Genomic DNA, 12,463 nt, shown 5'->3' on the forward strand with positions numbered 1-12,463 from the left:
ACCGCCGGCCGGCGGCGCCACGTTCGGCTTCAACGGTGATAACCCCGACGCGTCACACCCACCAGACCGGCTCCCGCGGTCTTACCTTGCTACTCGATCGGCCGGTTGAACTTGTTCGACTTCGGCAGGCCCTGCGCGATGCGGCCGGCATCGGCGCGATTGCCGCGGTAGTCGGCCAGGTCCTTCCAGCTCAGGCCCTGGTCGCGGCCGGCGGAATCCTTCCAGGCCAGCCCCTGCTTCTGCTCGAAGGTGGTGACGTCGGACAGCTGCGCGCTGGTGTATTTCTGCAGGCGCACGCCGCGGCCGCGCGCCATCTCCGGCACCTGGTCGAGTCCGAACACCACCATCTTGTGGTTGGTGCCGATGACCGCGACCTGATCGCCCGAGACGGTCGTGATCGCGCGCGCTTCGGCCGGCGCCGTCACGTTCAGCACCTGCTTGCCCTTGCGGGTGTTGCTGACGCAATCCTCCTCCTTGACCACGAAGCCCTGGCCGTCCGAGGCCGCCACCAGGAATTTGCGCTCGCCCTTGCTGACGAACATCGACACGATCGAGGCATCCTGATCGAGGTCGATGAACATGCGGATCGGCTCGCCATGGCCGCGTCCGCCGGGCAGCTTGCCGACATCGAGCGAGTAGAACTTGCCATTGCTGGCGAACAGCAGCACCTTCGAGGTGTTCTCGGCAAAGAACGTCTGGCCGAGCTGGTCGTCGGTCTTGAACTGCAGGTTCGACAGGTCGGCGACGTGACCCTTCAAGGTGCGCACCCAGCCCTTGTCGGAGACGACGACCGTGACCGGCTCGCGCTCGATGAAGGCTTCTTCAATGGCGGCAAGGTCATGCTCGGGCGCGTCGGCGAAATTGGTGCGGCGTCGGCCTAGCGGCGTCTTCGGCCCGAACAGGTCGCGCACGGTCTTGACCTGCTCGCCGACCTTGGCCCATTGCAGTTCCTCGGAACCCAGCAGCGCGTTGATGCCCTTCAGCTCGCCGCGCAGGTTCTTTTCCTCGGTGCGGATCTCCATCTCCTCGAGCTTGCGCAGAGAGCGCAGGCGCATGTTGAGGATGGCTTCCGCCTGCACCTCGGAGAGCTTGAAGGTCTTCATCAGGACCGGCTTGGGCTCATCCTCGGTGCGGATGATCCTGATCACCTCGTCGATGTTCAGATAGGCGATCAGATAGCCGCCGAGGATCTCCAGCCGATTCTCGATCTGCTTCTTGCGGTAGTTCGAGCGGCGCAGCAGCACGTCGCGGAGATGGTCGAGCCATTCGCGCAGGCACTCGGCAAGGCCCACCACCTTGGGGATGCGGCCTTTGATCAGCACGTTGAGGTTCAGCGGAATCTTGCTCTCGAGATCGGTGAGCCGGAACAGCGATTCCATCATCAGCGCCGGATCGACGTTCTTCGACTTCGGCTCGATCACGAGGCGCACGTCCTCGGCGGATTCGTCGCGGACGTCGCCGACCAGCGGCAGCTTCTTCTCGTTGAGCAGCTCGGCGATCTTCTCGACCAGGCGCGACTTCTGCACGAGATAGGGAATCTCGGTGATGACGACGATCCAGGTGCCGCGGTTGCCCTCCTCCTGCTTCCACTTGGCGCGGACACGGAACGAGCCGCGGCCGGTGGTGTAGGCCTCGATGATCGACTCCTTGGAATCGATCACAGTGCCGCCGGTCGGGAAGTCCGGTCCCTTCACCCAGCGCAGCAGCGCGCGCGACTTGGCGTCGGGCTTCTCGATGAGATGCAGCGCGGCGTCGCATAGCTCGGCGGCGTTGTGCGGCGGGATCGAGGTCGCCATGCCCACGGCGATGCCCTGGGCACCGTTGGCGAGCAGGTTCGGGAACCCGCCGGGCAGCACCACCGGCTCCTTGGACTGGCCGTCATAGTTCGGCCGGAACTCGACGCCGTCCTCGTCGATGCCTTCGAGCAGCAGCCGCGCGACGTCAGTCATGCGCGCTTCGGTGTAACGGTAGGCGGCGGCGTTATCGCCGTCGATGTTGCCGAAATTGCCCTGGCCGTCGACCAGCGGATAGCGCGAGGAGAAATCCTGCGCGAGGCGCACCATCGCGTCGTAGATCGCCTGGTCGCCATGCGGATGGAACGAGCCCATCACGTCACCGACGATCTTGGCGGACTTCTTGAATGCCGTACCGGGATCGAGCCGCAGCAGCCGCATGCCATAAAGGATGCGCCGGTGCACGGGTTTGAGGCCGTCGCGCGCGTCGGGCAGCGCGCGGTGCATGATGGTCGAGAGCGCATAGGCGAGATAGCGCTCTTCCAGCGCCTCGCGCAGTGCGACCTCGTGAATCTCGGCCGGTTCCGGCGGAATCAGGGCTTTTCCCATTTGCTATGCGCTTTCAACGGGTTAGCTCGTCGGATGAGCTATTTTGGGAACATTTGCGAACACGCTTTATGCGATCGTGGGCCGGGGCGCAACGTCGCCATGCCCCCGGGCAGCCCGCCGCACGGGTTGGAACTTGCAGCGGCCGGCGCGAGCCCAGAGCGGTCTGCATTCCAAAGAGGCACACACGGCCGCCGCGGCGGATGTTGGTGTCCAGCCATGAGCGTCGTGCATGATGACCACCATGTGAGTTGCTCCTCGCCCTGATCGTCGCGCGATGATGTGGCACCGACATCTCGGCTGCTGATGATGTCATCGACGTCGGTTAGTCTCGCCCCCGCGCGCGATCGCCGGCGTCTCCGTGACGGAATCGCGCGCGATCGTCGTATCAGGCCGCTCCTTGACAGCGGTCAGTCCTCCCCTGTGAGAAAGGCAATCCCCCCATGAGCTCAGGATTCGTGACGACATCGGACGGCACGCAGATCTTCTACAAGGATTGGGGCTCGGGCCAGCCCATCGTCTTTCATCATGGCTGGCCGCTGTCGTCCGACGACTGGGACACGCAGATGCTGTTCTTCCTCGACAAGGGTTTTCGCGTCATCGCGCATGACCGGCGCGGCCACGGCCGCTCGAGCCAGACCGAGAACGGCAACGAGATGGACACCTATGCCGCCGACGTGGCGGCCTTGGTCGAAAAGCTCGACCTCAAGGACGCGATCCATGTCGGCCATTCCACCGGCGGCGGCGAGGCCGCTCATTACGTCGCACGCGCCGGCAAGGGCCGCGTCGCCAAGGCTGTGCTGATCGGCGCGATCCCGCCGGTCATGGTGAAGTCGGATAAGAATCCGGGCGGCCTGCCGATCGAGGTGTTCGACGGCTTCCGCGCCTCTCTCGCCGCCAACCGCGCGCAGTTCTATCTCGATATCGCCAGCGGGCCCTTCTACAGCTTCAACCGGCCGGGCGCGACGATCTCCGAAGGCGTGATCCGCAACTGGTGGCGCCAGGGCATGATGGGCGGCACCAAAGCGCACTACGATTGCATCAAGGCGTTCTCGGAGACCGACTTCACCGAGGATCTCAAGTCGATCGACGTGCCGGTGCTGCTGATGCATGGCGAGGACGACCAGATCGTGCCGATCGACGATTCCGCCCGCATCGGCATCAAGCTCCTGAAGCACGGCACCTTGAAGACCTATCCCGGCTTCCCGCATGGGATGGCCACCACCCATGCCGAAATGATCAACGCCGACCTGCTCGCGTTCATCAGGGCGTAAACGACACACACAACGTCGTTCCCCGGCTTGGCCGGGGGACGACGTACTACCTCGGCCGGCCTTGGGAGCAGGACCACCTGCTCGGGCGTAGGGCGGCGAGCTGTCAGCCAGCGGAGCGCTTCCTGACTTCCGTGTCAGAATCTGGCGCATTTGTAAGTTGAAGCAGAGGCCGCTATCACCTCATCTGGTCTTCCTTGCGCGGCGAGAACCGCCGCATGGCATGGAGGATCTTCCGATGATCAACAGACTTCTCACCGGTCTCGTCGCGGCCACGATCGCCGCTACGTTGGCAGTTGCTTCGCCCGTCCTCGCGCGTGGCGGCGGCTTCGGCGGTGGCGGACATGGCGGCTTTGGCGGCGGTCATTTCGGTGGCGGCGGGATGCATATGGGCGGCATGGGTGGTGCACATTTTGGCGGAGCGCATTTTGGTGGCGCCCGCTTTGCTGGCGGGCCGATGGGAGCGCATGCCGCGTTCGGCCCGCGCTTCGCCGGCCCCGGCTGGCATGGCAGGCCGTTTATCGGACGCCACGCCTTCTTCCACCACCATCGCCGCTTTGCCGTCTTCGGCGCACCATTCCTCTATACCGGCTATGGCTATGACGACGGCTGCTGGCGGCGCAGCTTGACGCCCTGGGGCTGGCAATGGGTCAATGCGTGCGGAGACACCTGGTACTAGCGCATGATGACGGCACCTTTTCGTGGTCGCCACCGAACAGGTCTGCCCTGCCGCGGAGCCGGATCGTCTGGTGGAGCAGTTTGATCTTCGCTATCCTGACCACCGAACCAATGAGAGGCGAACGTCAGATCCGAAGCTTCCCTGGCACCAATGAGTTGGCTGGTGGTCCTTTGACCCAACATTCGCAAACCTCCGCCGGATAGGATGCGGATGTTGGGATCGGACCACCAGCAGTGACAGTCGCGCGGAGGCGAGCATGACCAGAAGTCACCGTCGCATTCTCGTCGTCGAGGACGATCCGGAGACTGCAGGGCAGCTCGCCGAAGAGCTCACGACCTCCGGCTACGAGGTCGATCTTGCCGCAACGGGCCGCGAGGCGCTCAGCCGGGGCGGCGAACGCGACTATGCCGTCATTACCATCGACCGCATGCTGCCCGATATCGACGGCATCGCGGTGATGCGGCAGCTGCGTCACGATGGCATTGCCGCCCCCTTCCTGATCATCTCCGCACTCGGCGAGGTCGACGAGCGCGTGCGGGGCTTGCGCGCCGGCGGCGACGACTATCTGGTCAAACCGTTCTCCTTCGTCGAACTGCTGGCGCGCCTGGAGGCGCTCGGCCGCCGCAGCGAAACGATCGCCAAGGAGACGATCCTGCGCGTCGGCGATCTCGCCGTCGACCTGATCTTGCGCAGCGCCAGCCGGCGCGGCAGGAACATTCCGCTGCTGCCGCGCGAATTCCAGTTGCTTGAATATCTCGTCCGCAACGAGGGCCGCGTCGTCTCCCGCGCGATGCTGCTGCAGCACGTCTGGGACCTGCATTTCGATCCCTCCACCAACATCATCGACGTCTATGTCGGGCGCGTCCGCCGCAAGGTCGACGACAGCCAGGCCTATCCGCTGATCCATACCATCCGCGGCATCGGGTACTGCCTCCGTGCTCCTGGCTAAGACGCTCAGCTCATCGACGTTCCGCCTGGCGCTGATCGCGATCGGGATTTTCGGCGTGATCGTCGGAGCGATGATCGCCTATGTCTATTTTGGAACGCTGGCCTATGTGCGCAGCCGGGTCGGCGATGTCGGCGATCACGACAGCTTCACGAGGACGATCGCCCTCGCGATGATCGCGGCCGCCGTGCTGCTCCTCGTGCTGGCTGCCGTCGCCGCAGTGCTGGTGACGCGGCGGACGGTCGGGCGAATCGAGCAGATCAACGCCACCAGCCGTGCCATCATGCTTTCCGGTCTCGACCAGCGAATTCCGCTCCGCGGCAGCCACGACGAATGGGACCGCGTTGCCGAGAACCTGAACCAGATGCTGGATCGCATCGAGACGCTGATGGGCGAGGTCAAGCAGGTCGGCGACAACGTGGCCCACGATTTGCGCACGCCGCTCACGCGCGTGCGCGGACGGCTCGAGAAGGCCTATCATGGTCCACGCAACAGCGAGACCGACGCGGCGCTGATCGGGGACACTATTGCCGATCTCGACGCGGTGCTCGGCATGTTCACCTCCATCACGCGCATTTCCGAGATCGAGACCAGGGCGCGCAAGGGCGCATTCCGCGAGCTGAACCTGGTCGACATCGCAGGCGAAGTCGTCGAACTCTACGACGCCGCGGCCGAGCAGGTTACGACCCGTCTCTCTCTTGCCGGCGACGGCGAGGTGAAGGTCACGGGTGACCGCGACCTCCTGTTCGATGCCATCGCCAATCTCGTCGACAACGCCGTCAAGCACGGCCGCGCACGCGGCCAGGTGACCGTGACCTGCGCCACCAGAGATGGAGCAGCAATGATCGCGATCGCCGACAACGGCCCTGGCATCCCTGCGGACCAGCACGACCAAGTGTTCAAGCGTTTCTACCGGCTCGAGCGGAGCCGTTACACGCCGGGCAATGGACTGGGCTTGAGCCTTGCCGCCGCCGTGGCGCATCTGCATGGTGCCGACATCGCGCTGCTCGACAATGCTCCGGGCCTCGTGGTCGAGCTCAGATTTCCACTGCGTCCGCCCCCTGAGGCGGCATAGGCCCGCCTCGTGGGCCGTCGCGCGCATCGCGCCGACCCTCCAGGATTTCCGAAAGACGAAGCGAAATATCTCCGCGCGCGGACCGCAAAAGCACGGACGGAACCTAAGTCGCGCTTGTGGGTTTGCACAGGCGAGGTCGTATTGCGTTAGCGCCGTTGGCGGGCTGAGACGGCGGCCATTGCTGTCTCACACGAGCCAAGTTCGTGCCAGCAGGGTCCGAAGGCGGTCCATGCTGCATGCGGACTTCACAGATGAAGAACTTTTCCGACGCTTCCTTTTCACCCGAGCTCATCGCGCTGATGACGGAAGCGCTCGATGCGGCCGTTGCCGCCTTGCCCGAGCCGGTCAGTTCAACCCATGTCACGCTTCTTGCCGAAGCGGTGCTGCGCACGGCCAAGACAGGTGAGCGAGATCCCGTTGCGATGCAACGCTTAGCGCTGCTCGAGTTGCAAATCATGCCACGCGTGTAGGCCGATCGCCCTCTCTTCGCGGTTCGTCGTACCTCTGCAGGGGATGCGAACTTCGCAAACCGGGCGCGAGCTTGACGATCTCTCCGTGCCTGTCGACGGGCCCCCCCCTGGGCGCCGCACTGCACTCATTCGTTATTGACAAATCTATTCGTCACTGACTAACTCTCGCCCACTGACCGCCGACAGAGCGGACCAACGGGGAGGATCTTCATGCGACGGCAGCTGCTGGCCTGCGCGTTCCTGGCAACGACGTCATTCATTGCGACCAACGCCTCAGCTCAGGTCTCCGACGACGTGGTGCGGATCGGGGTGCTGACCGACCTGTCGAGCTGGGGGCGCGACAACAGCGGGCCCGGCTCGGTCGAGGCGGCGAAGATGGCGGTGGAGGAGTTCGGCCCGACCGTGCTCGGCAAGCCGATCGAGATCATCAGCGCCGATCACCAGATGAAGACCGACGTCGGCACCACGGTCGTGCGCGACTGGTTCGACAACGGCAAGGTCGATGCCGTCGTCGACATCCCCAATTCCGGCATCGCGATCGCCGTGCACAACATGGTGCGCGAGCGCAACAAGATCGCGCTGCTGTCGGGGCCCGGCGCGAGCTCGCTGACCGACGAGCTGTGTAGCCCCAACACCGTGCACTTCACCTACGACACCTATGCGCTGTCCAAGGTGACCACCTCGGCCGTGATCAGCCAGGGCGGCAAGTCCTGGTACTTCATCACCGCGGACTACGCGTTCGGCCAGCAGCTGGAGAAGGACGCGACGCGCTTCATCAAGGAGCTCGGCGGCACCATCCTCGGCGGCGTCAAGCATCCGACCAACACCGCGGACTTCTCCTCATTCGCGCTGCAGGCGCAGAGCTCCAAGGCCGACGTCGTCGCCTTCGCCAATGCCGGCCAGGACACCGACAACGCGATCAAGCAGTCCGGCGAGTTCGGCCTGGTCAAGGGCGGCCAGAAGCTGGTCGGCCTGCTGATGTTCGACACCGACGTGCATGCGATCGGTCTCGAGGCCGCACAAGGCACCTACATGACCACGGCCTCCTATTGGGCCATGGACGACGCCACCCGCGCCTGGTCGAAGAGGTTCTTCGCCCGCACCAAGGTCATGCCGACGATGATCCAGAGCGGCGTCTACGGCGCGGTGCTGCACTATCTGAAGGCGATCAAGGCCGCGGGCACCGACGATCCCAAGGCTGTGATGGCCAAGATGCGCGAGCTGCCAATCGAGGACACCTTCGTCCATGGCGGTCGCTTGCGCGAGGACGGCCGCGTCATCCGCGACATGTATCTCGCCCGCGTCAAGACGCCGTCGGAGTCGAAGGAGCCGTGGGACTATCTGGAGATCGTCAAGACCGTGAAGGGCGAGGATGCGTTCCGTCCGGTCTCCGAATCCAAGTGCCCGCTGTTGAAGAAGTAGGAGCGCACGCATGGCCGGAGCTGAGCCCAAGGACGGCGACACCTTTGATTGCGACGTGCTGGTGGTCGGCTCCGGCGCGGCCGGGCTGTCGGCGGCGGTCACCGCCGCCCATGCCGGGCTGAAGGTCGTCGTCACCGAGAAGGAGCCGCGCTTCGGCGGCACCACCGCGCGCTCCGGCGGCTGGCTGTGGATTCCCGGCACGTCGCTGGCCAAGGCCTGGGGCATCGACGAGCCGCCCGAGCTGGCGCGCACCTATCTGCGCCATGAGGCCGGCAATTCCTTCGACGCGGCGCGGGTCGATGCGTTCCTGACCAAGGGCCCGGAGGCGGTCGACTTCTTCACCGGCAAGACCGCGCTGAAGTTCGACATGCCGCTGACCTTCCCGGACTATCACGCGGAGGCACCGGGCGGCACGCAGGGCGGCCGCTCGATGGTGACGCGGCCGTTCGACGCCCGTGAGCTCGGCCAGCACATCAAGGATCTCGGCCAGCCCCTGCCCGAGCTCACGGTGTTCGGCATGATGCTGGGCTCGGGCAAGGAGATCATCCATTTCATGCGCGCGACCAAGTCACTGACCTCGGCCTTCTATGTCGCGAAGCGACTGTCGAAGCATGCGCTGGACGTGCTGCGCCATGGCCGCGGCATGACGCTCACCAACGGCAATGCGCTAGCCGGCCGGCTTGCGAAGTCGGCGTTCGACCTTGGCATTCCCCTGTGGCTGTCGTCTCCGGTGGCTGAGCTGATCCGCGACGGCGACGCCGTGCGCGGCGCCGTCGTGACCCGTCAGGGCCGGCGTATCCGAGTCAATGCGCGGCTCGGCGTCGTGCTGGCCTGCGGCGGGTTCCCGCATGACGTTGCACGACGCAAGGCGATGTTTCCGCATGCGCCGACCGGCCAGGAGCATGTGTCGCCCGGCCCCGTCGGCAACACCGGCGACGGCCTTCGGCTGGCGGAAGCCGTCGGCGGCCGTGTCGAGGACGGCCTGCCGCATGCCGCGGCCTGGGTGCCGGTCTCCGTCACCACGCGCAAGGATGGCAGCAAGGGCGTGATGCCGCACTTCATCGACCGCGCCAAGCCCGGCGTGATCGCGGTGACCGCCGACGGCGTGCGCTTCGCCAACGAAGGCAATTCCTACCACGACTTCGTGCAGGCGATGATCAAGGCGGCGAAGCCCGGCCGCGAGATCGCGGCGTGGCTGATCACCGACCACCGATCCTTGCGCCGCTACGGCCTCGGCTGCGTGCCGCCGTTCCCGATGCCGCTCGGCCACCATCTCAGCACCGGCTATCTCAAGCGCGGCGCGACACTCGCCGAGCTTGCGAGCGCCACCGGCATCGATGCGAAGGCGTTGGACGCGACGGTCGCAGCGTTCAACGCTGACGCTGCGCTCGGGCAGGATCCGACCTTCGGCAAGGGCTCGCGCGCCTATAACCGTTATCAGGGCGATGCGCTGCACGGGCCGAACCCGTGCGTCGCGCCGATCCAGGACGGGCCGTTCTATGCCATCAAGATGGTGATCGGCGATCTCGGCACCTATGCCGGCATCCGCACCGACGAGCACGCCCGCGCGCTCGATGCGCAGGGGCAGCCGATCGAGGGGCTCTATGCCGCCGGCAACGACATGGCGAGCATCATGGGCGGCAACTATCCCGGCGCCGGCATCACGCTGGGGCCGGCGCTGACCTTCGGCTACATTGCCGGCCGGCATCTCGCCGATCGCGCCAGGCAAAGGAGCGCCGCATGAGCGACGACGGTCAGATGCTCGCCGGCCGGCTCGCGCTGGTCACGGGAGCGGCGCATGGCAATGGCCGCGCCATCGCGCTGGGGCTCGCGGACCGCGGCTCTGATGTCATCATCACCGACATCGACACGGATGATGCCGAGCGCTGCGCAGCCGAGATCCGCGGCCACGGCCGCAAGGCCTGGGCGCATCGACTCGACGTCACCGACGCCGCCGGCTGCATCGCGTTGGCGACCCAGCTGCGCGCCGAGGTCGGTGACATCTCTATCCTCGTCAACAATGCCGGCATCATCATCCGCGAGGGCATCGACTCGCCGCGCGCACCACAGAACTGGCAGCGCGTGCTCGACGTCAATCTCAACGGCGTCTTCAACGTCACCTACGCGTTTCTCGCCGCGTTGCGCGAGACCCGCGGCACGATCGTCAACATCGCCTCCGTCGCCTCCTTCATCGGCATCAGCAAGACGCTCGGCTATTCGCCGTCCAAGGGCGGCGTGAAGTCGCTGACCCAGGCGCTGGCGCGCGAGCTCGCCGCCGACGGCATCCGCGTCAACGCCATCGCGCCCGGCGTGATCGCGACCGCGATGACGGAATCGACGCGCAACGATCCGGAACGTCTCGCGGGCTTCATGACCCGCACGCCGCTCGGCCGGGTCGGACAGCCGGAGGAGTTGGTCGGCCCGGTGGCGTTTCTGGTCTCCGACATGGCGTCCTACGTCAACGGCGTCACGCTGCCGGTCGACGGCGGCTTCCTCGCGGTGTAGGCACGGCGCCGGACCAGGGACGACGCAAAGCATGGGCAGAGAGAGCCGCGGCATCCAGTCGATCGAGGTGGGCGGCACCTTGCTGCAGGCGCTGGCGCGCAGCGGCGAGCCGATGATGCTGCGCGACCTCGCCCGCGAGGCCGGGCTGTCGCCGGCCAAGGCGCATCCCTATCTCGTCAGCTTCTCGCGCATCGGCCTGATCGAGCAGGACCAAACCACCGGCCGCTACGAGATCGGCCCGCTCGCGCTCGAGCTCGGCCTGATCAGCCTGCGCCGGCTCTCAGCGGTGCGGATCGCGACGCCCAAGATCGCGGCGCTCGCAAGCGCCATCGATCATGCGGTGTCGCTCGCGGTGTGGGGGACCAACGGCCCAACTGTCGTGCGGCTGGAGGAGCCGAGCCATCCGGTCCACATCGTGATGCGCGTCGGCTCGATCATGGCGCTGCTGGAGACCGCGACGGGCCGCGCCTTCGCAGCCTTCTTGCCGCCCAAGACGGTGAGGGCCGCGCTCGACGCCGGCCTCGATCGTCTCGGCGTGGGCTACAATCCGAAACGCGCGCCGAAAAGCCGTGAGGTCGCGGAGATGCTGGCCGAGGTGCGCGCCCAGGGGCTGGCGCGCGCCGTCGGCGATCCCCTGCCCGGCGTCAATGCGTTCGCAGCACCGGTGTTCGATCACGCCGGCCATGTCGCGCTGGTGATCACCGCGATGGGGCCGGCCGGCACCTTCGACGCCGGCTGGCAATCACCGCTCGCGACGCGCTTACGCGCCTGCGCGGCCGAGATCTCCAAGCAGCTCGGTCACGGCACTGTACAGCCGTGAGGCTCAGGCCGCCGCCGAGCGCTTCTCCGGCCACGGCTCCGCCCAGGCCGGCAGCCGCATCAGCCCGTCGAGCCAGCGCACGATGTTGGGAAACGACTCCAGCGGCATCTCGGCCTCGCGCCAGTCGGTCGCCATCGAGGCCGCCGCGAAATCCGCGATGGTGAGGCGGTCGCAGGCGATATGGTCGTGCGACCGCAAGTGACCATCGAGCACGGCCGCGAACGTCTTCAGGCTCGGCGCCTTCGCGACCAGCGCTGCGCGATCCGGCGTACCCAGCCCGAAAGTCTTGCGCACGATGTGCTCGAAATAGAACGGCCCCACCGCCGGTGCCCAGTGACAATCGTTCCACGCCAGCCAGCGCAGCACCTCGACCTGCTCCTGCGGCTGGCGCGCCGGCCACATGTCGCAGCTCTCACTGACGCAGAGATGGGCCATGATGGCGTTGGACTCCCACAGCACGGTGTCGCCATCGACCAGCACAGGTGCCTTCATGTTGGGATTGAGCGCGGCGAACTCCGGCGTCTTCAGCCCGCGGCTGATGTCGATGAACTCGGCCGGCACGCCGAGATGCTTGACCAGCGCCAGCACGCGCCGCGGGGCCTGGGCCTTGATCCAGTAGATCTTCATGACGGGTCTCCTTGCCTGTTACCTTGAAGACGAACGCATCAGCACCAGATCGACAGCAGGCCGCAAAAAAAGCAGCGGTCGTTTCCTGCCCGCATGGCACGGATATTGCTGCAGTGCGGGAGCGGAAGAGACCGGGTGGCGAAAGCCATCCGGCGCCGAAGGAGCAACCGCCCCGGAAACTCTCAGGCAAAGGGACCGCAACCTGTTTCGACACTCTGGAAAGCGGAGCGCTCTCGCTCCCGCCGACGGTGTAAGTCTGGAGCCGATTCACGGCGCCAGGTGAAGCTCTCAGGCCAATGACAGAGGGGG

11 protein-coding genes and 1 riboswitch are annotated in these 12,463 nt (G+C 66.0%); of the genes, 9 read left to right on the forward strand and 2 right to left on the reverse strand.

Translation table 11 applies throughout. The annotated features are described in order from the left end of the window. Positions 1–89: 89 nt before the first annotated feature. On the reverse strand, positions 90–2,342 hold the full coding sequence (gene parC / locus LQG66_RS07630; protein WP_231324999.1) for a DNA topoisomerase IV subunit A: 2,253 nt from the start codon (positions 2,340–2,342) through the stop codon (positions 90–92). 440 nt (positions 2,343–2,782) lie between these two features. Between parC and LQG66_RS07635 the strand changes: the two genes are divergently transcribed. The 9 genes from LQG66_RS07635 (at position 2,783) to LQG66_RS07675 (ending at position 11,527) form a co-directional block, all read left to right on the forward strand. Next, positions 2,783–3,613 carry an alpha/beta fold hydrolase gene (locus LQG66_RS07635; RefSeq protein ID WP_231325001.1) on the forward strand — a complete coding sequence of 277 codons (831 nt, stop codon included), beginning with the start codon at positions 2,783–2,785 and terminating at the stop codon, positions 3,611–3,613. 235 nt (positions 3,614–3,848) lie between these two features. Beyond that, entirely contained in the window at positions 3,849–4,289 is a 441-nt protein-coding gene (locus tag LQG66_RS07640) for a hypothetical protein (protein WP_231325004.1), read from the forward strand. 256 nt (positions 4,290–4,545) lie between these two features. Continuing rightward, positions 4,546–5,238, forward strand: coding sequence for a response regulator transcription factor (locus tag LQG66_RS07645; protein ID WP_231325006.1), 693 nt, complete (start codon positions 4,546–4,548; stop codon positions 5,236–5,238). After that, positions 5,225–6,310, forward strand: coding sequence for a sensor histidine kinase (locus tag LQG66_RS07650; protein ID WP_231325008.1), 1,086 nt, complete (start codon positions 5,225–5,227; stop codon positions 6,308–6,310). The genes LQG66_RS07645 and LQG66_RS07650 overlap by 14 nt, the downstream gene beginning before the upstream one ends. A gap of 251 nt (positions 6,311–6,561) precedes the next feature. Next, complete coding sequence (locus tag LQG66_RS07655) at positions 6,562–6,780, forward strand: hypothetical protein (protein ID WP_231325010.1); 219 nt, start codon at positions 6,562–6,564, stop codon at positions 6,778–6,780. 210 nt (positions 6,781–6,990) lie between these two features. After that, a complete protein-coding gene (locus tag LQG66_RS07660; protein ID WP_231325013.1) occupies positions 6,991–8,202 on the forward strand; it encodes an ABC transporter substrate-binding protein in 1,212 nt (403 codons plus the stop codon). A 10-nt stretch (positions 8,203–8,212) separates the two neighbouring features. Next, positions 8,213–9,946, forward strand: a complete 1,734-nt coding sequence (locus LQG66_RS07665; protein ID WP_231325015.1) for an FAD-dependent oxidoreductase — start codon at positions 8,213–8,215, stop codon at positions 9,944–9,946. After that, positions 9,943–10,707: an SDR family NAD(P)-dependent oxidoreductase gene (locus tag LQG66_RS07670; RefSeq protein WP_231325017.1), complete on the forward strand. Its 765-nt coding sequence runs from the start codon at positions 9,943–9,945 to the stop codon at positions 10,705–10,707. The genes LQG66_RS07665 and LQG66_RS07670 overlap by 4 nt, the downstream gene beginning before the upstream one ends. A 31-nt stretch (positions 10,708–10,738) precedes the next feature. Next, positions 10,739–11,527 carry an IclR family transcriptional regulator gene (locus LQG66_RS07675; RefSeq protein WP_231325019.1) on the forward strand — a complete coding sequence of 263 codons (789 nt, stop codon included), beginning with the start codon at positions 10,739–10,741 and terminating at the stop codon, positions 11,525–11,527. 3 nt (positions 11,528–11,530) lie between these two features. Here LQG66_RS07675 and LQG66_RS07680 read toward each other — a convergent pair whose 3' ends face one another. Continuing rightward, a complete protein-coding gene (locus LQG66_RS07680; RefSeq protein WP_231325021.1) occupies positions 11,531–12,154 on the reverse strand; it encodes a glutathione S-transferase family protein in 624 nt (207 codons plus the stop codon). 112 nt (positions 12,155–12,266) lie between these two features. Next, positions 12,267–12,362, forward strand: a riboswitch (glycine riboswitch). The last annotated feature ends 101 nt before the right edge of the window (positions 12,363–12,463 follow it).

This window comes from Bradyrhizobium ontarionense (assembly GCF_021088345.1).
Taxonomy (GTDB): Bacteria; Pseudomonadota; Alphaproteobacteria; order Rhizobiales; family Xanthobacteraceae; genus Bradyrhizobium; species Bradyrhizobium ontarionense.

Bases quoted from the DNA above. Each gene is read 5' to 3' on its own strand.
- parC (WP_231324999.1), bottom strand. From the start codon at position 2,342: ATGGGAAAAGCCCTGATTCCGCCGGAACCGGCCGAGATTCACGAGGTC.
- LQG66_RS07635 (WP_231325001.1), top strand. From the start codon at position 2,783: ATGAGCTCAGGATTCGTGACGACATCGGACGGCACGCAGATCTTCTAC.
- LQG66_RS07640 (WP_231325004.1), top strand. From the start codon at position 3,849: ATGATCAACAGACTTCTCACCGGTCTCGTCGCGGCCACGATCGCCGCT.
- LQG66_RS07645 (WP_231325006.1), top strand. From the start codon at position 4,546: ATGACCAGAAGTCACCGTCGCATTCTCGTCGTCGAGGACGATCCGGAG.
- LQG66_RS07655 (WP_231325010.1), top strand. From the start codon at position 6,562: ATGAAGAACTTTTCCGACGCTTCCTTTTCACCCGAGCTCATCGCGCTG.
- LQG66_RS07660 (WP_231325013.1), top strand. From the start codon at position 6,991: ATGCGACGGCAGCTGCTGGCCTGCGCGTTCCTGGCAACGACGTCATTC.
- LQG66_RS07665 (WP_231325015.1), top strand. From the start codon at position 8,213: ATGGCCGGAGCTGAGCCCAAGGACGGCGACACCTTTGATTGCGACGTG.
- LQG66_RS07670 (WP_231325017.1), top strand. From the start codon at position 9,943: ATGAGCGACGACGGTCAGATGCTCGCCGGCCGGCTCGCGCTGGTCACG.
- LQG66_RS07675 (WP_231325019.1), top strand. From the start codon at position 10,739: ATGGGCAGAGAGAGCCGCGGCATCCAGTCGATCGAGGTGGGCGGCACC.
- LQG66_RS07680 (WP_231325021.1), bottom strand. From the start codon at position 12,154: ATGAAGATCTACTGGATCAAGGCCCAGGCCCCGCGGCGCGTGCTGGCG.